A 22,310-nucleotide genomic window follows, 5' to 3' on the forward strand; every position below is an offset into this window, starting at 1 on the left:
TGATCGCGGTACGGCCGATCCGTGCCGCGAGGGTCGCCCCTGCGTCATTTGCGGGTCGAGTGCCCGGTCCTGCCGTCGGCACCTGGTCCGAGCCACAACGGCTCGGCCGGTGGACCGTGTGCGGGAGTTCTTCGCCCCGGCGCCTTCGCTAAAGGTCGATCACGGCCATGTCGGGCTCGGCATGGCGAGCGCCGGACGCCGGCGTCAGATCCTTCAGGCGGGCGATGTGGCCGGAGGTGAGCCGGATACGATCGGCGGCGCTGTTCTCCTCCAGTCGGGCGGCACGCTTCGTTCCCGGAATGGGCGCGATGCCTTCTCCCTGTGCGAGCAGCCAGGCCAGCGCGACCTGGGCGGGCGTCGCTGCGACGTCTACGGCGATCTCGCCCACCTGGTCGAGGATGCGCAGATTACGCGTGAGGTTGTCCCCGGTGAAACGGGGATTGGTACGCCGCCAGTCGGCGGCGTCCAGGCCGTCGAGAGTGCGGATGTCACCGGTGAGGAAGCCGTGCCCCAGCGGCGAGTAGGGAACCAGTCCGATTCCCAGCTCTCGTAGCGTGGGCAGCACGTCCGCTTCAGGGTCGCGGGTCCACAGCGAGTACTCGGTCTGGACGGCGGACACCGGATGAACGGCGTGCGCCCGGCGGATCGTCGCCGAGGACGCCTCCGACAGTCCGATGTGGCGTACCTTGCCCGCCGCCACCAACTCACTCAACGCTCCCACCGTCTCCTCGATGGGGGTGCCGGGGTCGACCCGGTGCTGGTAGTAGAGGTCGATGTGGTCGGTTCCCAGCCGCCGCAGCGAGCCCTCGACGGCGGCTCGGATGTTGGCGGGGGTGCTGTCCAGGCCCGGTCGGCCGGTGTGGGAGACGAGGCCGAACTTGGTGGCGAGCACGACCTCGTCCCGGCGGTCCTTGATCGCACGGCCCACCAGTTCCTCGTTCACGTAGGGCCCGTAGACCTCCGCGGTGTCCAGGTGCGTGACGCCGAGGTCCAGAGCGCGATGGATCGTGCGGATCGACTCGGCGTCCTCACGTCCGGCGCCCGTGTAGAACGCCGACATACCCATCGCCCCGAGTCCGATGCGCGAGACCTCGAGCCCGCCCAATGAGGTGACCTGCATTCCGTAGTCCTTTCCTGGACCAATTCGCCGGTCCGCACATCGAGGCGCGGACCGGTCTGTGGGGCCGCACTGCTCATGCCGGGGCAGGCATGTCGAGGGCTCCTGAGATCGACGTGAACTTGATGCGTCAATAATTACAGCAGTCGACTTGAAGCGTCAACAACTCCTGTTAGTGTTGCCCCATGGCGGACAGCGCAGCGGAAGACAAGGGGCAACGCGCCAGTCGGGCACGGCGCGAGAGGGAAGCCGACAAGGCCGGGCCTGCCGCGGAAGCGTCGGGGGCGGCGGAGCCAACCGGGCCGCCCGCCGCGACACGATGGCTGAGCCCCGAGGAACGGGAGGCATGGCTGGCCAACTCCGCGATCATGATCAGCTTGCCGGCCGCCCTGGACGCACGGATGCAGCGCGAGACCCAACTGACATTCTTCGAGTACATGGTGCTCTCGGTACTGTCCGAGGAGCCGGCTCGCACCCTCCAGATGAGCGACCTGGCAGCGCGAACGTCGGCGTCGCTCTCACGGTTGTCCCATGTCGTCGGCCGACTGGAAAAGCGCGGGCTGCTCGCACGAGCCCGGGTCCCGGGCCCCGGCAGACGCACCAATACCACACTGACCGAGGCCGGTTTCGACGAAGTCGAGGCCGCCGCGCCTGGACATGTCGCCGCGGTGCGCGAGTACCTGATGGACGAGTTGAAGCCGCACGAACTGGCGACACTGCGCCGCATCGGCGCCGCGGTCGATGCCGCAATCAAGCGCGGGAGACTCGACCCGGCCTCCGGGACCTCGGGCCCTGGGAGTTCTTGAGCCGGTTGGGTGGTAGGCCGCCGTTGCCGCCGCGCCGTTTGGCGATTGGCCTGCTGCTTCCCCAGTTCGGGGACGGTGTGCTTGATCCGGCGTCATCGCAGGCAGCGGCGGTTGTGGGGTGAGCTGCATGCCTAGCCACCGCCCTACGGGCGGGGCCCCTGTGCGGTTTGAATCTAGCCCGCGATCTTTCCCACGGGCAGCGCCCGCCGCCGCGAGCCGATCTTCTTCAAGTGGCCGCGCGTCACACCAAGCTCAACTGCGGTCGAGGGGCCGCCGGTTACGCCCTGTCGACACCCACTGCTGCACCGCTGGTACTGCAGTCGCGTGTATGACGCATGTCCGCGTCGCTGGTGGTGGTGGTGGTGGCGGGCGGTGTGCTGGTGTCTGCGTCGCCGGCGGGAGCGGCGCCGCTGAGCACAGGGCGCTTCCTTGAGCTTCTGTTCGCGGCCGGGCGCGGTGGCTGCCGTGCCTGGTTTCGGAACTGTGTGGGCGATGAGCCGACCACGCGGCGGAACGCGGTGCTGAACGCGCTCTCGGACAGGTAGCCCGTGGCGCGTGCGAGCTCGGAGATCGACAGGGTGTCGCGGGCGAGGGCGTCGCGGGCGAGGCTGATGCGCCATTGGATCAGGTACTCCAACGGCGTGGTCCCGACGTGGTTCTTGAATGCCTGGGCGAACGCGGAACGCGACATGTGGCTGATCTCGGCGAGTTCCTTGAGGGTCCAGGAGTGGGCCACGTCCGCGTGCACGGCACGCAGGGCGGCACCGATGCCGTCCTCGTTCAGGGCGCCCAGCCAGCCGGTGGGCCGGTCTGTCTGAGCGGCGTGAGCACGCAGCATGTGCACGAGCAGGATCTGTGCGAGGTGGTTCTGCACCAGCGGGCCGCCTGCGGCGGCGACCCCGACCTCGGTGGCCAGGAGATCGGTCAGCTGCGCGAGCCGCCTGCCATGAGGATCGGCCACGCGGACGATCACGAGCGGCGGCAGAAGGCTGGTCAGGAGGGCCGCGTTCCTGTCGTCGAACGCGATGTGCCCGACGCAGAGGTAGACGTCCTCCTCGGACTCCGGGCCGATCCGCACGAACCCGTCCTCGGCACCTGCCAATACCTGCTCCGCGGGGCGCGGGCTCGCGTCGAGCGTGCTGGCCAGCACGTAAGGCGGCGGGTTGCCCAGCATGAAGGTGTCACCCTCCCGCAGGAGCACCGGCTCGTGCCCTTCAAGGCTCAACCAGCACGTGCCGCGCACGACGCCCCCCACCCGCACGTGAAGGAACGTGTCGAAGCGCAAAGCCCACTCTCCTGCGGCCCGGAGATTGGGCCCGATCACCGTGCGGGGCCGAAGCAGGCTGATCGAGTCAGCCACTGGATCTCCAAATCCGAGCACCGACGACACCTCCTGGACGATACGTAAAGAATGCCGGACTTTGCATCATGGATAGTATCCCCGACCTCCCGCAGGATCGATATCGAACGGATCGGCATCGAGAGAGTGATGGAGACACACCCACATGGGACAGCTGGAAGGCAAGACGTCGGTGGTCACCGGGGGCAGCACCGGTATCGGTCTGGCCACCGCCGTACGGCTGGCGGACGAGGGCGCGTACGTGTTCGTCACCGGCCGGCGCGAGGCCGAACTGGCGGCCGCCGTCAAGGCCATCGGAGCAGACCGGGCCACCGGGGTCGTCGGCGACGTCTCGAAGCCGGAGGACCTGGACCGGCTCTACGAGGCGGTCCGGGCGCGAGGCGGGGGTTTGGACGTGCTCGTGGCGAACGCGGCGGTCGGATCGTTCATGACGCTGGAACAGACCACCGAGGAGCACTTCGACCACACCTTCGATGTCAACGTCCGAGGCGCGCTGTTCACCGTGCAGAAGGCGTTGCCGCTGCTCAACGACGGGGCCTCGGTCATCCTGATCGGCTCGACGGCCGGCGACCGCGGAGTAGAGGCGTTCGGCGCGTACGCGGCGTCGAAGGCGGCCGTCCGGTCCTTCGCGCGGACGTGGTCCAACGAGCTCAAGGACCGTGGCATCCGGGTCAACGTGGTCTCGCCGGGATTGATCGAGACTCCCGGCGGTACCGCCGCTTTCGGCGACGAGGAGACAGCACGGGCCGTCAAGGAGAACGTCGCCGCGACCGTGGCCAAGGGCCGCATTGGGCAGCCCGAGGAGGCCGCCGCGGTCGTGGCGTTCCTGGCCTCGGAACAGAGCAGCTACATCGTCGGCGCGAATATCTACGTCGACGGTGGCGCGAACCAGATCTGAGCAGGCGCCAGGTATTTTCAGACATCGTTCAGCCAGTATCTGTGCGGAGCTGCCGGTTACCAGTGACACTGCGTCATGTCTGGCTGCCGGCAATGTCGTGGCGCGGACGTGATGCGAAGCCACCGGGAGCACCGGCCGGCCGAGTCGGGCACCGTCCCCGTCTTGTGGCAAGGCCCGTGCCATCGCGGCGCGTTGCCGTTGCTTGACGGTTCCGTCCGCTACTCGGCCGTGGCGCGACCGTTCCGTCCGCCGAGGGCGCCGATCACCGTGGATACCAGCAGATCGGTCCGGGCTCCCGCTTCGTCTGACGGGTCGTTCCCCGCGGAGTTCAGGCTGGGCGCGTCCTCGGGCAGTCCGCCCACCTCGCACAGGAGGGTCAGATAGAGCTGGCGTCCCCATGCCGGGTCGGCCGAAGTGATCGCTCCGGCGGCGTGCAGCCGTGCGAACAGCGCGTCGAGACCGTCCGCAGCCTGTCGGCTGAGAAGCGGCCTGCCCGTCAGGGAGTCCGAGTTGAGGTCCATGGTGAACCGGTGGCTGATCTTGAGCTCAAAAATGATCTCCGTCAGGCGGTGCAGTGCAACCGCCGGGGGCGCTGTCTCCGCTCGCGCCTGCTTGAGCGCGAGCAGATATTGCTCATTGAGCCGCGCGCTCAAGGCATCGATGAGGGCTTTCCGGGAGGAGAAACGGCGGTGGATCGTGACTCGGGTGAGCCCGGCCGCCTCGGCGATCCGCTCCAGCGAAGCGGTCGAGTCAACGGCAAGCACGGCCTCGGCCGCCTCCAGGATTCGAGCTGTGCTGCGTTCCGCGTCTGCCCGCACCCGTCGCGGGGGGCCGGTGTCTCTCATCGCGCCTCCCATGTCCGAGGTCACTCTACCGAGCATAAGTGATGCATGCATGTATCATTCTGAAGTTGATCTGATACTGTCGTGTTTCATTTATGGGCCATGCGCACCCTGCGGGAGGGACACGGATCTGCGCCTTGCTGACAAGCGAGTTCCCGAGACCCGGGTCCTTGTCCGAGGAATCGTTCGACGACCCCTTCGACGGCTCGGGCGACGTCTGGGCGAACGCGCTCGACCTGAACCTCGGCGCCGCGGTGAGAACCACCCGGGCCGCCCCGTGGACGCCGGAGCCCTGAAGTTCGCGTGAGGCGCACGGAGATGGTGTCCATGAACCGTTTGTCCCGTGGCAAGAGGTTCGTCGGCGCTCTGCTCAATCCACCCAAACCGGCCCGCCGTGGGCGGGCGGCGAAAGAAGGCGTGATGATGACATCGGACAGCACGAAGGTGAATGAGCGGCCCGGACGCCTGGGCGACGACGCCCTGAACCTGCGCACCGATCCGCGCACCGATCCACGAGTTGTGGAAGCACTGGCAAGGTTCGGTTTGGATCACGACACCGTGCCTGCCCCGCTCGGCCCCGACGCCTCGCGGGAGCAACTTCTTGAGTTCGTCACGGCTGCGGAGGCCGGGTCCGAGCGGCTCTTTGCCACGCTCGTCGCCGACCTGGACCCGGTCGTCGGCCTTGACCACCACACCGAGACGATCTCTGGTCCGGCCGGGAACGACATTCAGCTGTACGTGTCGCGGCCCGCGGCTCCCTCCGCCCCACTGCCCGGCATCGTCTATCTGCACGGGGGCGGCATGGTCATGCTCCAAGGCTCGGGCCCCATCTACGCGCGGTTCCACGACGAGCTGGCCGCCAGCGGTCTTGTCGTCGTCGGCGTCGAATTCCGCAACGGCGGTGGCCGACTCGGTCCTCACCCGTTCCCGGCCGGCCTCGACGACTGCGCGACAGCGCTTGACTGGGTGCACAAGCACCGTGAGGAACTGGGGATATCCGCACTCACAGTCGCGGGCGAGTCGGGCGGGGGCAACCTGGCGCTCGCCACCGCGATTCGCGCCAAGCGCGAGGGAAGGCTTGCGGCCGTCGACGGCGTCTACTCCCTGGTCCCGTGCATTTCCGGACTCTACGGCCGCAGCGCCGAGGAGCGCGAAGCGGCATTTCCGTCGCTCGTCGAGAACGATGGCTACCTCATGGCTTGCGATGCCGCTGCCATTTTCGCCGAGGTCTACGATCCCGGTGCCGAGCACGCCACCGATCCCCTTTGCTGGCCCATCCAGGCAACCGCGCAGGACCTGGCCGGGCTGCCACCGCATGCCATCTCCGTCAACGAGCTCGACCCGCTGCGTGACGAGGGGCTCGCCTACCACCGCGCCCTCGTTGAGGCCGGCGTCGAGTCAACGTTTCGCACTGTGGCCGGCACAGGCCACGCGGGCGATCTGATGTTCCGGGCCGCTGTCCCGGAGATGTACGAGGCGACCGTCCAGAGTGTGCACCGCTTCGCTGCCGGCCTCTCGTCATGAGGTCTGCAGCAGAGCGCCGGATGCGCTGTTCTTCCGAGAGCACTCCTGGCTGCTCCTCGGCGATGCCAAGACCCGCGTCGACGAGATCGTGAGCGCGCTCTCGAAGACGCCCGCCTGAGCTTGACCCTCCCGGAGACGGCCGCGCATTCGGCCATTTCCCGTCTCGGCTGACCGATGCCTTCCCGCTCATCCCCTCGCACCACAGCAACACCCCGACTCCAATCAGCTGCTCTGGGCGCGGTGCACGGACCGATTGAGTGCGCCGCCGGGACGCCCCCGGAGCGAACACATCGAGCGTCAGGAGCGAAAATGGGCAAGGAAACCCGTACCAAGGTTCTCGTTCACGGACTTCCCGAGACCTCCGCCGTCTGGGAACCGTTGCTGGAGGAGCTTGAGAAGCTCGGGCACCGCGATGTGGTGCGGCTGTCGCCGCCCGCCTTCGGGGCGCCCCGGCCCGATGGTTTCAGCGCCACCGTTGAGGGTTACCGGGACTGGCTGGTGGGGGAGCTGTCCGCGTTCGGCGCACCTGTGGATCTTGTCGGTCACGACTTCGGCGGCGTGCACGCCGTCAACGTGGCGATCAGCCGTCCGGACCTTCTGCACAGCTGGATCTCGGACGTGGCCGGCGTCTTCGAGCCCGACTACGTGTGGCACCCCTATGCGCAGATCATGATGACGCCAGGCGAGGGTGAGCGCGCCATCGGAGAACTCGTGGGGGCGGAGCTTCCCGACCGGGCGGCGATCAATGTCCAGGGGGGCATCCCGGAGCCGGCTGCCGGCAAGGTCGCGGCCGGTCAGACCGTGGAGATGGGCAAGGCAGTCCTCTCCCTCTACCGTTCCGCCCGGCAGCCCGCGCTTGCAGACAGAGGCCGTGATCTGGCCGCAGCCGCGGCCCGCCCGGGCCTGGTATTGATTGCCACCGAGGACCACGCGGTCGGCAGTCTGGAGCAGCGACGCCGGGCAGCTGAACGGGCCGGTGCCCGGTCGGCGACGCTCACGGGGCTCGGGCACTGGTGGATGCTGGAAGATCCCGCGCTGGGCGCGAAGGTCCTCGCGGAGTTCTGGGAGGGCCTCCCGGCGTGACGCCCCCTTGGAGGTGACGTATCGCGCCCGGTCCGGCCATGCGTCTCCGGAGAGGCCGAGGCGGACCGGGCGCGCGCCGGATTCCTCCCACGCCTTGCGGTCGTTGCGGTTTCCGACAAGCGGCCGGCCAACCACGACGCTTAGGCCGTTTCTTTCGGAGTGTCTGATCGTAGGTTGATGGTGGTCGTTGGCTGACGTGCAGTGGGCGCGGATCGAGCCGTTGCTGCCGGGCCGGACGCCTCGGCAGGGTGGGCGGTGGCGTGATCACCAAGATTCAGCTGGCGGCCAACAACAGGCTAACGGGGCTTCGGACAGCGTCATCGGCCAGGCGTGTGCGGCCACATGGGAGCGGCCCGCTCCCGCCCCCGTTGAAGAGGATCGACCTGGCGCGAACGTCACGCCACCACCGACGACCTTCCTGGCTGGAAGACCCCCAACACGATTGTCGGCCTGGCCGAACAGGCCGACAGCTGGGGATGATTCCACCCTGACCGGCATGTCCCGCCACCAACTGGGCGCCATCACAGGGACTTTGACCCTCGACGGCGATAGCCGGCGCGGCCGTCCGCCCCGGCTCGCCTTCCCCGACCAGGTCCTGGCCACCGTGCTCCACCTGCGCGTCAACCTGGCCGCGGAACCCCTCGCCGTCCTGTTCGGCAGCAACCGGACCGCGACGCACCGCACCCTTCTGAAGAACAGGAATCTACTCAAGGCACACGGCATCGTCATCCCACCCGCGAGGACACCACCCGTCGTCCTTGCGGCCCTCCAAGCTCGGGTCCTCGCTCAAACCGGCGAGCCCCACAACAAGATCAAGACGACGTGTTAATGATCGGCAAGCCCTAAGAGGTTGTCTCACGTGGCGATTTTCGCGAGCTTCTTGTAGCAGGTCAGGGTGGCGGCCATGGCCAGGCTTCGGCTCTGCCAGTCGTTGCGGTCCGCGTATGGGATCTTGAGGCCATGAGTAGCCCATGGCAGGCTCATGCCGCATGATCGATGAATTCGCAAAGGACAACCTGCGCGGGAGACTGCGGCGGGACCGCATGGCGCTGATCTGGAAGCTCGACGGCTTGTCCGAGTACGACGCCCGCCGGCCTTTGACCGTGACCGGGACCAACCTTCTCGGCCTGGTCAAACACGTGGCCGGGGTCGAGGCCAGGTACTTCGGTGAGGTCTTCGACCGGCCGTCCCAGGAACCGTTGCCCCGGTGGCAGGACTCCGACGGCAGCGATCACTGGGCGGCTGAGGACGAGACCCGCGCTCAGATCATCGGGTTCTACCGGCGCACGTGGGAACACTCGGACGCGACGATCGACGAGCTTGCCCTCGATGCCCCCGGCCACGTGCCGTGGTGGCCGGAGCCTTATGCCAACACGAACCTGTTCGCCATCCTGGTCCACGTCCTCGGCGAGACCAATCGGCATGCCGGGCACGCCGACATCCTGCGCGAAGGCATCGACGGCCGAATCGGGATGCGCCCCGAACATGAGATGCAGATCGATGAGGAAGCCCGCACCGCCTACTGCGCGAGGATCGAGCAGGCCGCCAGATCGGCCGCATCAGTCGAGGCATAGAAGGCTGTCCCACGTGACGTGATGTTCGTGCGTCATGATGCCGGTCGTGGGTGCTGATCTGTCGAAACGTCTGGTTCGCACCGGGGGTATGGGCACCGCCCGTGTGGCCTTGGCTGCCCGCGCCTCACCGTCCGATACGAACGAAAGGGCTCGCACTTCCTCGCCTTCCTCGGCCTGGCCGCTGCCCTGACCTGCTACAAGAAGCTCGCGAAACTCGCCACGTGAGACACATCGCTCTCGACGAACATGTCCTGGAGCTGGCGAAGCGCCCCTACGACCTACGGCACGCCGGCATCTCGTTCTGGCTTGCCTCCGGCGTTGATCCCGCAGAGTGTGCGCGCCGGGGTGAGGGCAGGAAAGGGCACCTGACGGGCATCCGCCCTGGTCAGGTGCCCTTCTTTGGTGCCTAGAAGAAGCCCAGTTTCTTCGGCGAGTACGACACCAGCAAGTTCTTGGTCTGTTGGTAGTGGTCCAGCATCATGCGGTGGTTCTCGCGGCCGATGCCCGACTGCTTGTAGCCGCCGAACGCCGCGTGTGCCGGGTAGGCGTGGTAGCAGTTCGTCCATACCCGGCCCGCCTGGATCGCGCGGCCCGCGCGGTACGCGGTGTTCATGTCGCGGGTCCAGACTCCCGCGCCGAGGCCGTACAGCGTGTCGTTCGCCGTCTTGATCGCGTCGTCGAAGTCGCTGAAGGACGTCACCGCGAGCACCGGGCCGAAGATCTCCTCCTGGAAGACCCGCATCCGGTTGTCGCCCTCGAAGATCGTGGGCTGGACGTAGTAGCCCCCGGCCAACTCACCCTCGTACTCGATGCGCTGACCCCCCGTCAGAATCTTCGCGCCTTCCTGCTGGCCGATGTCCAGATAGGAGAGGATCTTCTGGAGCTGGTCGTTGGACGCCTGGGCGCCGATCATCGTGTCCGTGTCCAGCGGGTGGCCCGGCACGATCGCCTCGGTGCGGGCGATGCCCGCCTCCAGGAAGTCGCTGTAGTGCCCGCGCTGGATCAGCGCGCGTGACGGACAGGTGCACACCTCGCCCTGGTTGAGGGCGAACATCGTGAAGCCCTCAAGTGCCTTGTCGCGGAAGTCGTCGTCCGACGACCAGACGTCGTCGAAGAAGATGTTCGGGCTCTTGCCGCCCAGCTCCAGCGTGACGGGCTTGATGTTCTCGGAGGCGTACTGCATGATCAGCCGCCCCGTGGTGGTCTCGCCCGTGAAGGCGACCTTCGCCACCCGTGCGCTGGACGCGAGTGGTTTGCCCGCCTCGACGCCGAAGCCGTTGACGATGTTGACCACACCCGGCGGCAGCAGATCGGCGACCAGACTCATCCAGAAGTGGATCGACGCGGGGGTCTGTTCTGCGGGCTTGATGATGACGGCGTTGCCCGCCGCCAGCGCGGGCGCCAGCTTCCATGTCGCCATCAGGATGGGGAAGTTCCACGGGATGATCTGCGCGACCACGCCGAGCGGCTCGTGGAAGTGGTACGCGACGGTGTCGTCGTCCAGTTCGCTCAGCGAGCCCTCCTGGGCCCGGAGCGCGCCCGCGAAGTAGCGGAAGTGGTCGATGGCCAGCGGGATGTCGGCGGCCAGCGTCTCGCGTACCGGCTTGCCGTTCTCCCAGCTCTCGGCGACGGCCAGCTCCTCCAGATGCGCCTCCATCCGGTCGGCGATCTTGTTGAGGACGCCCGCGCGAACCCCCGCCGACGTCTTGCCCCAGGCCGGAGCGGCGCCGTGGGCCGCGTCCAGCGCGCGCTCGACGTCGGCGGCGGTGCCTCGGGCGATCTCGGTGAAGGGGCGGCCGTTGACCGGGCTCGGGTTCTCGAAGTACTTGCCTTGGGCCGGCGGGACGTACTCGCCGCCGATCCAGTGGTCGTAACGGGACTCGTACGAGACGATCGCGCCGTCGGTGCCCGGCGCTGCGTATCGGGTCATCTCTGTGGCCTCCCGGTCGGGGCGCCGCCCGCCTTTGGACAGCGCTCACCGGGAGGCTAGGAGCGCGGACGTTGCGACCAGGTTGCGCCGCGTTCCGGGAGGTACGGATCAGGTCGCACTGATCATGTCCGCGCACTTCTCGCCGATCATCATCGTCGTGATGCACGGATTGACCGCGGGCAGGAACGGCATCACCGACGCGTCGGCGACCCTCAGCCCGGTCACACCCTTCACCCTCAGCCGCGGGTCGAGCGGCGAGTCGGCGTCGTCCACCGGCCCCATCCGCACCGTGCCCGCCGGGTGGTAGACGGTGTTGTGCGTCTTGCGGATGTAGTCCAGCAGCTCCTCGTCGGACCGCGCGTCCGGTCCCGGCGCCAACTCCCGTCCCTTCCACGGTGCCAGCGGCTCCTGCGCGGCGATCTCGCGGGCGAGCCGCAGCCCGTATGTCATCACCCGGACGTCGTGCTCGTGGGTGAAGTAGCGAGGATCGACCCTCGGCTTGTCCCTGAAGTCGCGCGTACGCAACCGGACCGTGCCGAGCGAGCGGGCGCGGGTCACGTTCGGCGTCAGACAGAAGGCGTTGTCGGTGGTCGGGTAGCCGCGCCGGTAGGTGTTCATGTCGAAGGGCACCGAGCCGTAGTGGAACATCAGGTCGGGCCGGTCCAGGCCCGGCTCGGTGTCGGCGAAGATCCCGATCTCCCACCACTGCGTGGACCTGGTGACCATGGGCCGCCGCGCCTCCCACATGATCACGCCCTCCGGGTGGTCCTGGAGATGGGAACCGACTCCGGGGGAGTCCACCCGTACGTCGACACCGTTCTCCCGCAGGTGTTCGGCCGGGCCGATGCCCGACAGCATCAGCAGCTTCGGCGAATCGATCGACCCGCAGGAGACCACGACCTCACGGCGCGCGGAGACGGTGCCGCTGTGCACGGTGTCCGGCTCCAGATACTCCACTCCCGTGCAGCGGCGCTGATCGGTGGCGTCGTCGAACAGCAGCCGCTTCGCCTGGAGTCCGGTGCGTACCTCCAGATTGGGCCGCTTGCCGAGGATCGGGTGCAGATACGACACCGAGGCGGAGGAACGCGTCCCGTCCGGGCGGGAGTTGATCTGGAACCAGTGCGCTCCCCGCAGCACCGTCCGCCCCGTGTTGAACGGTGTCGTGGGGATCCCGGCCGCCGCGCACGCCTCCAACAGGGCGCTGCCGCAAGGGTCGTTCGGCGGGATCGTCATGATGTTCACCGGGCCCGAGCGGCCGTGGTGGTCACCGGGCGCGTCGTTGGTCTCCAGCCGCCGGTAGAGCGGGAAGCACTCGGCCGCGCTCCAGCCGGTGCAGCCGAGGGAGTCCCACTCGTCGAGATCCTCGGCCGGCGCCCAGAAGGCGATGCACGAGTTGTGCGAGGAGCAGCCGCCGAGGATCTTGGCGCGGGCGTGCCGCATGAAGTCGTTGCCGTTCTCCTGAGGTTCGACCGGGTAGTCCCAGTCGTAACCGGACTCCAGCAGTGCCATCCACCGGTCGAGCTTCAGGACGCTGTCGTCGCCGACGTCCGAGGGGCCGGCTTCGAGTACGCAGACGGTGACGTCGGGGTCCTCGGTCAGACGTGCGGCGACGACGGCCCCGGCGGTACCACCGCCGACGACGACGTAGTCGAACTCGGCGGCAGGGCTTGCTGAGGACATCGCTTCTCCAGACGGGGTGTGGGGGGCTACGACGGGTTACTCGGACGGGGCGGGGGGTGCCGCCGGGTCGGCCTCCTGGACCCGGTGCTCGGCGAGCACCCCCGTCTTGTGCCGCTGCACGAACCAGTAGTAGGCGAAGCCGCCGAGCCCGACGATGCCGACGAAGACGAACGCGCCCCAGCGCAGATACCAGTGCTGCGGACCGGTCGCGTTGTACACCTCGGGGCGCGGCCAGGCGAGGTTGAGCGACATCGCGGCGCCCCAGAACACGGCGAGGAGGTTGACGGGCAGCCCGAAGCGGCCCAGCGAGAAGCTGCCCTTCGCCGGATGCCACTGGCCGCGCAGCCGCTTGACCAGCATCGGCGCGGTGACCAGCAGATACGCCAGATAGATCATGATGATCGCGATGCTGGTGATCACCGAGAAGATCTGCGGCTGGTTGATGTTGATGACCAGGATGACGACACCCACGACACCGATCAGCATGGCGGGAACGACCGGCGTGTGGAAGCGCGGACTCACCCGGGCGAGCTTGGAGCCCGCCGGCAGGTTGTTGTCGCGTGCCATGGCGAACATCAGCCGGATGCCCGCCGCCTGAACCGCCAGCACGCAGACGGTGATCGCGATGACCACGCACCACAGGAAGACCTCGCCGATGGTCGACCCGAGCGTGTCCAGCAGGACGAACTGCAAGCCGTCCGTCCGCAGCCGTTTGTCCGCCAGATTCGGCACCGCCAGCAGGGCGAACAACAGGATCAGCCCGCCGAGCAGGAAGGAGGCGATGAGCGCCCTGAGGATGGCGTGCGGCGCGTTGCGGCGTGGGTTGTGCGACTCCTCGCCGAGCGACGAGGCCGTGTCGAAGCCGTACATGACGTAGGCGGAGGCCAGTGACGCGGTGAGGAACGCGCCGAAGTACCCGAGGCTCTGGCCCGCGCCGTGTCCCTGTGTGTCGGTCAGTACGGTGCCGGGGCCGCGGGTGATGTGGGCGGCGAGGAAGATGATCAGCGCGACGGCGGCGATCAGTTCGACGAAGACACCGGCGGAGTTGATCCGCGCCATGAGCTTGACCCCGTAGGCGTTCACGGCGGTGGAGAAGAGGATCAGGACCGAGCCGAGCAGTACGGCGTTGGACGCGGCGTCGTACTTGCCGCCGCCGTTTCCGATGAACTGGAACCGGCTGTCGATCTGCGGCAGCGTGATCTGGTACGCCAGCGCCACGGCCGACAGCGACACCATGGTGGCCGTCATCATCATCCAGCCGCCGAGCCAGCCGATGTGCGGACCGCCCATGTTCTTGGCCCAGTTGTAGATGGAGCCGGCGACCGGGTAGCGGGCGGCCAGCTCGCAGAAGCACAGGGCCACCATCAGCTGGCCGGTGAAGACCATCGGCCAGGACCACCAGTACGCCGGGCCGCCGAAGCTGACGCCGAAGTAGAAGAGCTGGAAGGTGCCGGTGAGGATCGAGATGTAGCTGATTCCGGCGGCGAAGGTGTGGAAGTTGCCGAGGGTCCGCTTCAGTTCGGGGCGGTAGCCGAGTGCGCCGAGAGCGTCGTCGTCGTCCTGGGTCTGGGTCCTCGCGGAGGCCGTGGGATCGGTCCCGCCCGCGTCGGCCGGTCCCGACGGCGTGCCCGGCGTGCCCGGCGGTCCTGGCTTCTCCGGCGGTCCCGGCGTACCCGGTGTGTTCACTCGAACCACCCCTGAGGACTCGGCGAGAGATTGCGCCACACGTGCTTGGCCTCCTGGTACTCGCCCAGCCCGGCGGGCCCCAGCTCCCGCCCGAAGCCGGACTGCTTCATCCCGCCCCATTCGGCCTGCGGCACGTACGGGTGGAAGTCGTTGATCCAGACGGTGCCCGCCCGCATCCGCGACGCCACGCGCTGCCCGCGCCCGGTGTCCTGCGACCAGACCGCCCCGGTCAGCCCGTACACCGTGTCGTTGGCGAGCGCGACCGCCTCGTCCTCGTCCCTGAACCGCTCGACCGTGAGAACGGGGCCGAACGATTCGTCGCGTACCACCGACATCCCCGGAGCGCAGTCGTCCAGCACGGTCGGCGGATAGAAGAACCCGTTGCGCAGCTCCGGATCGGTGGGGCGTTTGCCGCCGCAGCGCAGTACGGCGCCTTCGGCGAGCCCCGCCGCCACGTACGCCTCGACCTTGTCGCGGTGCGCCGCCGAGATCAGCGGGCCCGTACGGGCGTGCTCGTCGAACGGGCCGCCCATCGGGATCGCCCTGGCCCGGCGTACCAGCTCGTCCACGAACGAGTCGTGCAGCTCGTCCTGGACCAGCAGCCGCGCCCCCGCCGAGCAGACCTGTCCGGAGTGCAGGAACACCGCGGTCAGCGCGTAGTCGACCGCGCTGTCGAAGTCGGCGTCCGCGAAGACGATGTTGGGATTCTTGCCGCCCAGCTCCAGGGCGACCTTCTTCACCGTCGGCGCGGCGGCCGCCATGATGCGGCGGCCCGTGACCAGACCGCCGGTGAAGGACACCATGTCGACGCGCGGATCCTCGCTGAGCGGCGCCCCCGCTGTGGGACCGGCGCCGAGGACGAGATTCGCCACGCCGTCGGGCAGCCCGGCCTCGGTCAGCAGCCGCATCAGCATGATCGCGGTGTGGGGGGTCAGTTCGCTCGGCTTCAGTACAAAGGTGTTGCCGGCGCCGAGCGCGGGCGCCACCTTCCAGGAAGTCTGGAGCAGCGGATAGTTCCACGGGGTGATCAGCGCGCAGACGCCGACCGGTTCGTGCACGACGCGGCTGTCCACTCCGGGGGCGCCCGTGTGGACGACCCGGTCGGTGCCGCCCGCGGCCGTCAGGTTGCCGAAGTAGCGGAAGCAGTTCGCGATGTCGTCCATGTCGTACTCGCTCTCGACGAGCCGCTTCCCCGTGTCCAGGGACTCGGCCCGCGCGAACGCCGCCTTGTCGCGCTCCAGCAGCTCGGCGACGCGCAGCAGCAGCCGGCCGCGATCGGCGGCCGGCGTGCCCGGCCAGGGCCCGCGGTCGAAGGCGTCGCGCGCCGCCTCGATCGCTGCGGCCGCGTCCTTCTGGTCCGCCTCGTCGACGGTCGCGACGAGTGTGCCGTCCGCCGGGCAGCGGATCTCGCGGACCTGACCGCCGACGGCGGTGGTCCACTTGCCACCGATGAACAGCTCCGGCATCGCGGACTCCTCGGGTTCGGATGAATGGGCACCGCGAGAGTCGACTGTGGTGCTCTATCAACAGAGAGTAAGGAGCCGGGGCGGGGTCCGCCTTCCGGGAGGGACCGGAGGGGACAGAGGGGAGCGCTCCGGACAGCCGGGACCACTCGGGGCGGCCGGTGCTGGAGGGCCCGGTGCGGCAGCCGGTCGGGAAACCTCAGGAGCTACGGGTCGGGATCCCGGCGATACGGGTCAGTACCCCTGCCACGCGTCGAGCTCACGCACGCGCGCGAGGGCGGCGGGGCGCTGCCGCGCGGGCAGCGCCCCGACGAGGGCGCGCCACGCCGCGAGGTCGTCCTCGCCCCAGGGGCTGTACGCCCAGTCGGCCAGCAGCCCGGGATCGCCGCGGGCGATCAGAGCCGCCCTCAGCTGGTCGGCGAGTCTGCGCCGCAGCCGTACGACGGCGGGGGACAGGGAGGAGGGCAGCAGCGGCCCCGCGTACGCGCTCATCGCACCGGTGACCGCTCCGGAGGCCAGCCTCCGGGCGACGGTGTCGAAGTCCGTGTCGACGGGAGCCGTCAGCCGGTAGGGCCGCGAGCGCAGCAGGTCGGGGCCGAGCAGTCCGCGCAGCCGGAACAGTTCCGCGCGCAGGGTGACGGGCGTGACGGACTCGTCCTCGTACAGCTCCATGAGCAGTTCGTCGCCGCAGATGCCCTCGGGGCGGTTCGAGAGCACCGTCAGGATCTCGCTGTGGCGGCGGCTGAGCCGGGCCTTGCGGCTGTCCACGACGAGCAGCCCCTCGTCCCGTCCGAGGACCGACAGCTGTACGGATCCGGGGGCCGGGGGTGGGGCCAGCAGGGCGAGCTGTGACTCGGCGGCCCTGGCGACGGCGCCCACGAACGCGAGGCTGTGCGGATGGGCCAGCCGGTCACCGCCGGTGATGTCCACGGCGCCCAGCAGCCGTCCGGTGCGCGGGTCGTGGATGGGCGCGGCGGCGCAGGTCCAGGGGTGCACGGGGCGGAGGAAGTGCTCGGCGGCGAACACCTGGACGGGCCGGTCGACGGCGATGGCGGTGCCCGGCGCGTTCGTGCCCGCCACCGCCTCGGACCAGCGGGCGCCGGGCACGAAGTTCATCGTCCCGGCCTGTGCGCGCGTCGCGGCGTGCCCCTCGACCCACAGGAGCCGCCCGTGCGCGTCGCACACCGCGATCAGGTGCTCGCCGTCCGACGCGTAGGCGCCCATCAGTTCGCGGAACAACGGCATCACACGCGCCAGTGGGTGCGCGTCCCGGTAGGCGCCGAGGTCGTCGTCGGACAGCTCGACACTGGCCGTCCCCTCGGGACGGACACGCGCGCGGGCGGAACGCTGCCAGGAGTCGGCCACCACGGGGCGTACGGGACGGTCGACCCGGCCGGCGGTCGCGAACGACTCGTACGCGCGACGCAGCGCCCCGCGTCGCTCCGCCGGATCCGCTCCTTCTTCCAGGGCCACCCATGTGTCGGTCAACTCGGCCTCCCGAGGCCACTACTGCACCGGCCTTCCCCCATGTTCGCCCCGCGTGCGCCACCGGGCAAGGCTCCCGGCGGGCGATTGAGCCGCCGGGAACCCGCAGCGTTGCCGATGTTCGAGGCGCGACGGCGAGTCTCAGGGCCGGCGTTCGAGGCGCGGGTCCGGCCGTCGCCGTCAGACCTCCGCCCCCAGGCTCGCCAGCGCCGACGCCGGATCGAGGGCGGGCGGGCCCGAAGGGGCCCAGCGGGCCCGGACCTTGCGGTACGGCCACCAGCGGCCGTCGCGCCCGTAGCGGAGCTGTGTGTCCGCTCCCACGACCGTCCAGCGGCCCGCCACCCCCGCGCGCAGTCGCGGCCGTTCGCTGTCCTCCCAGGCCCCCGCCAGGTCCGCCTTCGCGCGCGCCAGCGCCTCGGGCTCCGGCTGCCACTCCTCCTCCAGCACGGCGAGAGCCGCCGCGCCGCCATGGCGCCAGGCGTCCACCGCCAGGTCCAGTTCGGCGCGCTGCCGGCCCGTGCCCCGGGCGAGCCGTACCGTGATCAGCGGATCGCCGCACGAGGCCGCCAGCCGGACAGCGTCCTGGCCGGGTGTCAACTCCCCGTCGAGCGGCTGTCGTTCGTGCCCCGGGGACAGTGCGTCGACCAGCAGCCGCAGCGCGCGTCCCGCCGCGTCGGCCGCCAGGAACTCCAGGGCGTCCGCGTCGATTCCGGGCGGTGGCTCCGCCTCCGTGTCCAGGGACGGCGGCAGGCCCGGCTCCTCCGGGACCGGCGGGGGAGGCGGCAACGGCGGGAGGATGTCCCGCGCCGCGAAGGTCTCGTCCGCGCGTATGCCCGCCGGCTCCTCGGCGGTCCCGCCGGTCCCGGCCGTGCCCTCGGCCGAGATCTGGCGCGTGCGTGCGGCCCGCGCCGAGCGCACCTGCAACTCGTCGAGCAGTTGCCGCTCGCCCCGGCCACGCATCAGTAGGAGGACGAAGGGATCCTCGTCCAACAGCCGCGCCACCTGGTAGCACAGGGCCGCCGTGTGCGGACACAGGTCCCAGGCGTCACAGGCGCACTCCGGCTCCAGGTCGCCGATGCCGGGCAGCAGTTCGACCCCGGCGCCCGCCGCGTCCTCCACAAGATGCGGCGGCATGTCCCGGTCCAGCAGCGCGGCGATGTGTCCCGCGCGCTCGACCGCCATGTCCAGGAACCGGTCCCACTCCTCCGTACTGAGCTGCTGCAACAGCACGTCGCTGCGCTGCGCCGTGCCGTCCCTGTCCCGTACGACGGCCGTGATCCTGCCGGGACGTACGGAGACCGCGCCGACCGCCCCGTCGCGGGCCTGCTTGCGCCCCTTCTTGAGCTGTTGCGAGTCGAGCGCCGTGTCCTCAAGGGCCTTCAGCCACGCCTGTCCCCACCAGGTCCGCGCGAAGGCGCGGCCCCCCGCGGGCGGCAGGGCGGCGAAGGTGCGCACGTTCCCGTCCGTACCGCGACCGCCGCTGCCGCTGTCGGTTCCGGTCATCGCGCACTCCCTCGCAGCTCGACCAGATCGGCCAGCTCGTCGTCGGTCAGTTCGGTCAGTGCCGCCTCGCCGCCGGCGCCGAGGACGGAGTCCGCCAGTCGCTGCTTGCGCGCCAGCATGTCGGCGATCCGGTCCTCGATCGTGCCCTCGGCGATCATGCGGTGCACCTGCACCGGCCGGTTCTGGCCGATGCGGTACGCGCGGTCCGTCGCCTGTGCCTCGACGGCCGGGTTCCACCAGCGGTCGAAGTGCACGACATGCTCGGCGCGGGTCAGATTGAGACCGGTGCCCGCCGCCTTCAACGACAGCAGGAAGACGGGGACCTCACCCTCCTGGAACCGCCGCACCATCACTTCGCGCCGCTGAACAGGTGTGCCGCCGTGCAGGAACTGCGTCGGGATGCCGCGCGCGGCCAGATGCCCTTCGAGGAGCCGTGCCATCTGTACGTACTGGGTGAAGACCAGCACGCTCGCCTCCTCGGCGAGGATGGTGTCGAGCAGTTCGTCGAGCAGCTCCACCTTCCCCGAACGCCCGGCCACACGCGGCGAGTCGTCCTCCTTCAGGAACTGCGCGGGATGGTTGCAGATCTGCTTGAGCGACGTCAGCAGCTTCATGACGAGGCCGCGTCGTTCCATACCGTCCGCCGCCGAGATCGCCGCGAGGGTTTCGCGCACGACGGCCTCGTAGAGCCCCGCCTGCTCCGTGGTGAGTGACACCGCGCGGTCGGTCTCCGTCTTCGGCGGCAGTTCGGGCGCGATGCCCGGATCCGACTTGCGGCGCCGCAGCAGGAACGGCCGTACCAGCGCGGACAGCCGCTCCGCCGCCCCCGGGTCGCCGCCCTCGACCGCCTGCGCGTAACGCGTACGGAAAGTGGCCAGCCGGCCGAGGAGGCCCGGCGTCGTCCAGTCGAGGATCGCCCACAGCTCGGAGAGGTTGTTCTCCACCGGCGTGCCGGACAGGGCCACGCGCGCCTTGGCGCCGATCGTGCGCAGCTGACCGGCGGTCGACGAGTACGGATTCTTCACGTGCTGCGCCTCGTCGGCGACGACCATGCCCCACTCGGCCGCGGCGAGTTTCGGTGCGTCCAGGCGCATCGTGCCGTACGTCGTGAGCACGAACTCGCCGTCCGCGAGGGCGTCCAGGCCGCGCGACGCGCCGTGGAAGCGACGCACCGGTGTGCCGGGCGCGAACCGCTCGATCTCGCGCTGCCAGTTGCCCATCAGCGACGTCGGACAGACCACCAGGGTGGGACCCGCCGCCGACTCGTCGCTCTGCCGGTGCAGATGGAGCGCGATGACCGTGATGGTCTTGCCGAGCCCCATGTCGTCGGCGAGACAGCCGCCGAGCCCGAGCGAGGTCATCCGGTGCAGCCAGTTGAGGCCGCGCAGCTGATAGTCGCGCAGCGTCGCCGTCAGGGCCGCCGGCTGGCCGATCTCCAGGTCCGTGCCTTCCGGGTCGGCGAGGCGGTCGCGCAGCGCCGCGAGCCACCCCGTCGCCTGCACCTCGACCCGGCGCCCGTCCACCTCGGTGGAACCGGTGAGTACGGCTCCGAGGGCGTCGACCGGGGTGAGCTTGCGGTCCTGGCTCTCCCGGGCCCGCCTGGCCTCCTCCGGGTCGATGAGGACCCACTGGTCGCGCAGCCGTACGACAGGGCGGGTCGCCTCGGCGAGCCGGTCCAGCTCGGCGCGGGTGAGCTCCTGTTCGCCCAGCGCGAACCGCCAGTTGAAGGCGAGCAGCGCGTCGGCGGACAGGAGGGACGGCAGGCCCGAACCACCCTTGTTCGAGCGCCCGTTCCCGGGCGTGTCGTCCTCTTCGTCACGGGCTCCGCCCGGCGTGTCGCCCGGCGTGTCGTGTGGCCGGGGGCCGGGCCCGTCGCCGGGCGGACCGATGACGGCGCGCGCCGTCAGCTTACGAGCCAGGGCCTTCGGCCAGTGGACCTGGACACCGGTGGCGGCCAGCGCGCGGGAGGCTTCCCCGAGCAGTTCGGTGACCTCCTCGTCGGCGAGGTCGATGGCGTCGGGCACGGTGGCCGACAGGAGAGGCGTCAGCGGCGGCCAGGCGCGTGCGGCGCGCCTCAGCGCCAGCAGGGCGTCCATCCGGGCCCGGGGGCCGAACGCCCCGCCCGAGGCGTCCGTGGCCCCCGTACCGGCCCACACCTCGCAGGCGTCGGCGACGACCGCCGGATCGCTGACGCTGTGCATCTGTAGGACGGCGCGGAACGCGGGGGCGGATCCGAGAACGTCGCTGTCGGGAAAGTCGCCCTCGGTGGAGGCGCCCTCGGAACGGACACCGTCCCCACGGCCACCGTTCGGTACGGCGGCCAGGCCGGGCAGCTCGACCCGGAGCGACAGCCGGACGCCCGCGTCGTGCCCGGCCGCCACGTCGGCGGCCCAGCCGCGCAGTTCGGGCAGCCGACGCGGCTCCGGCGCGGCGAAGGCGGGCGATCCGGCGGCGATCGGCGCGGCGGGCGTGCGGACGAGACCGTCGGCGACCGCGTCGAGGAACTGCCGCAGCAGCCGTTCCGGCTCGGGGAGCAGGAGCGGGCCCGTCGCGGCGGCGTCGAGCGGTACGGCGTGCGCGGCGGGCGGCATCGAGGCGGCGAGCGCGCGGATGCGCTCCAGGTCGTCGGCGGCGACGGGCCCGGCCCGCCAGGCGTCGTGGCCGGCCGTCGAGAGTCCGGGCAACAACTTGCCGCGCGCGGCGAGTTGCAGGGCGAGCAGGGACGCGGCGCCCCAGAAGGCCGCCGCGGGCGAGGCGTGCGCCGAGGCCCTGGCGCGGGTCAGCACGGGCAGCGCGTCCCGTACGGGCAGGGACAGCGCCGGGACGGTACGGAGCCGTACGTCGTCGCCGACGACGGTCAGGTCCTCGACGGAGCCGATGAAGCCGGCCGAACCGACGGATCCGGCCGAACCGGTCGGGTCCGGCGGGTGCGGAGCGTCCTGCGAGGCCGCCGTGTCCGGCGCGCCGGGCAGGTCGGGCGGAGCGGCCCCGTCCGGGTGCCAGAAGGCGATCCGGCCGGCACGGGCCGGGTCGGCGGGCACGAAGAGCGCGTGGCAGCGGGCGAGTTCGGCGATCTGGGAGGGCGTAGCCGCAGGGGGCCGGTGTACGGCGATGACACGTTCCTCAAGTTTGACTAGTGAAGGTGGAGCGGCCGAGGGTACCTCGCGCGGAACGCCGGTGGTCGGCACCGGACAGTGACAAGAATCATGGGTCATGACAGGGGTGTAGGCAGCACCACCCCCTAGGTCGGGAATAGCCCCCGTCACCCTGGGGTGTTGGCCGCATGGCCCTGGAGGGCCAACTCCGCGTACCTTTCTCCCGATCGGCGCGATCAAGCTTCAACAGCGCCACTCGAACGG

16 protein-coding genes and 2 pseudogenes are annotated in these 22,310 nt (G+C 69.9%); 8 read left to right on the forward strand and 10 right to left on the reverse strand.

The window, feature by feature from the left end; genetic code table 11:
- Positions 1 to 148 precede the first annotated feature (148 nt).
- The gene (locus P3L51_RS20655; protein ID WP_354606747.1) at positions 149 to 1,120 is read right to left on the reverse strand and encodes an aldo/keto reductase; all 972 of its coding nucleotides are present in this window, start codon (positions 1,118 to 1,120) and stop codon (positions 149 to 151) included.
- Positions 1,121 to 1,302: 182 nt separating this feature from the next.
- Between P3L51_RS20655 and P3L51_RS20660 the strand changes: the two genes are divergently transcribed.
- The gene (locus P3L51_RS20660) at positions 1,303 to 1,923 is read left to right on the forward strand and encodes a MarR family winged helix-turn-helix transcriptional regulator (RefSeq protein ID WP_354606748.1); all 621 of its coding nucleotides are present in this window, start codon (positions 1,303 to 1,305) and stop codon (positions 1,921 to 1,923) included.
- 277 nt (positions 1,924 to 2,200) lie between these two features.
- Here the strand turns inward: P3L51_RS20660 and P3L51_RS20665 are convergent, their stop codons facing one another.
- A complete protein-coding gene (locus P3L51_RS20665; RefSeq protein WP_354606749.1) occupies positions 2,201 to 3,283 on the reverse strand; it encodes an AraC family transcriptional regulator in 1,083 nt (360 codons plus the stop codon).
- A gap of 145 nt (positions 3,284 to 3,428) precedes the next feature.
- Between P3L51_RS20665 and P3L51_RS20670 the strand changes: the two genes are divergently transcribed.
- On the forward strand, positions 3,429 to 4,181 hold the full coding sequence (locus P3L51_RS20670) for an SDR family NAD(P)-dependent oxidoreductase (RefSeq protein ID WP_354606750.1): 753 nt from the start codon (positions 3,429 to 3,431) through the stop codon (positions 4,179 to 4,181).
- Positions 4,182 to 4,399: 218 nt separating this feature from the next.
- On the opposite strand, the gene P3L51_RS20675 is transcribed toward P3L51_RS20670, so the two are convergent.
- Positions 4,400 to 5,026, reverse strand: a complete 627-nt coding sequence (locus P3L51_RS20675; RefSeq protein ID WP_354606751.1) for a TetR/AcrR family transcriptional regulator — start codon at positions 5,024 to 5,026, stop codon at positions 4,400 to 4,402.
- Positions 5,027 to 5,193: 167 nt separating this feature from the next.
- Here P3L51_RS20675 and P3L51_RS20680 point away from each other — a divergent pair, with 167 nt between their 5' ends.
- The 6 genes and pseudogenes from P3L51_RS20680 to P3L51_RS20705 form a co-directional block, all read left to right on the forward strand.
- Positions 5,194 to 5,319 carry a hypothetical protein gene (locus P3L51_RS20680; protein ID WP_354606752.1) on the forward strand — a complete coding sequence of 42 codons (126 nt, stop codon included), beginning with the start codon at positions 5,194 to 5,196 and terminating at the stop codon, positions 5,317 to 5,319.
- A gap of 31 nt (positions 5,320 to 5,350) precedes the next feature.
- Positions 5,351 to 6,547: an alpha/beta hydrolase fold domain-containing protein gene (locus P3L51_RS20685; RefSeq protein WP_354606753.1), complete on the forward strand. Its 1,197-nt coding sequence runs from the start codon at positions 5,351 to 5,353 to the stop codon at positions 6,545 to 6,547.
- Between the two features lie 309 nt (positions 6,548 to 6,856).
- Positions 6,857 to 7,630, forward strand: coding sequence for an alpha/beta fold hydrolase (locus P3L51_RS20690; RefSeq protein WP_354606754.1), 774 nt, complete (start codon positions 6,857 to 6,859; stop codon positions 7,628 to 7,630).
- 478 nt (positions 7,631 to 8,108) lie between these two features.
- Positions 8,109 to 8,459: pseudogene (locus P3L51_RS20695) on the forward strand (helix-turn-helix domain-containing protein); the annotation flags it as partial.
- A gap of 160 nt (positions 8,460 to 8,619) precedes the next feature.
- Positions 8,620 to 9,204, forward strand: coding sequence for a DinB family protein (locus P3L51_RS20700; protein WP_354606755.1), 585 nt, complete (start codon positions 8,620 to 8,622; stop codon positions 9,202 to 9,204).
- A gap of 111 nt (positions 9,205 to 9,315) precedes the next feature.
- A pseudogene (locus P3L51_RS20705) lies at positions 9,316 to 9,429 on the forward strand (IS5/IS1182 family transposase); the annotation flags it as partial.
- Between the two features lie 181 nt (positions 9,430 to 9,610).
- On the opposite strand, the gene exaC reads toward P3L51_RS20705, so the two are convergent.
- The 7 genes from exaC to P3L51_RS20740 form a co-directional block, all read right to left on the reverse strand.
- Positions 9,611 to 11,134, reverse strand: a complete 1,524-nt coding sequence (gene exaC / locus P3L51_RS20710; RefSeq protein ID WP_354606756.1) for an acetaldehyde dehydrogenase ExaC — start codon at positions 11,132 to 11,134, stop codon at positions 9,611 to 9,613.
- Positions 11,135 to 11,242: 108 nt separating this feature from the next.
- Entirely contained in the window at positions 11,243 to 12,814 is a 1,572-nt protein-coding gene (locus P3L51_RS20715; protein WP_354606757.1) for a GMC family oxidoreductase, read from the reverse strand.
- 36 nt (positions 12,815 to 12,850) lie between these two features.
- Positions 12,851 to 14,500: an APC family permease gene (locus P3L51_RS20720; protein ID WP_354606758.1), complete on the reverse strand. Its 1,650-nt coding sequence runs from the start codon at positions 14,498 to 14,500 to the stop codon at positions 12,851 to 12,853.
- A complete protein-coding gene (locus P3L51_RS20725; RefSeq protein WP_354606759.1) occupies positions 14,497 to 15,966 on the reverse strand; it encodes an aldehyde dehydrogenase family protein in 1,470 nt (489 codons plus the stop codon). Before P3L51_RS20725 ends, P3L51_RS20720 begins: the two co-directional genes overlap by 4 nt.
- A gap of 231 nt (positions 15,967 to 16,197) precedes the next feature.
- Positions 16,198 to 17,451, reverse strand: a complete 1,254-nt coding sequence (locus P3L51_RS20730; RefSeq protein ID WP_354606760.1) for a GAF domain-containing protein — start codon at positions 17,449 to 17,451, stop codon at positions 16,198 to 16,200.
- A 177-nt stretch (positions 17,452 to 17,628) separates the two neighbouring features.
- Entirely contained in the window at positions 17,629 to 18,951 is a 1,323-nt protein-coding gene (locus P3L51_RS20735) for an SWIM zinc finger family protein (protein WP_354606761.1), read from the reverse strand.
- Positions 18,948 to 22,166: an SCO1167/SCO6262 family helicase gene (locus P3L51_RS20740; protein ID WP_354606762.1), complete on the reverse strand. Its 3,219-nt coding sequence runs from the start codon at positions 22,164 to 22,166 to the stop codon at positions 18,948 to 18,950. Before P3L51_RS20740 ends, P3L51_RS20735 begins: the two co-directional genes overlap by 4 nt.
- Positions 22,167 to 22,310 lie beyond the last annotated feature (144 nt).

Origin of the sequence: Streptomyces panacea (assembly GCF_040560175.1) — a bacterium.
GTDB lineage: Bacteria > Actinomycetota > Actinomycetes > Streptomycetales > Streptomycetaceae > Streptomyces > Streptomyces panacea.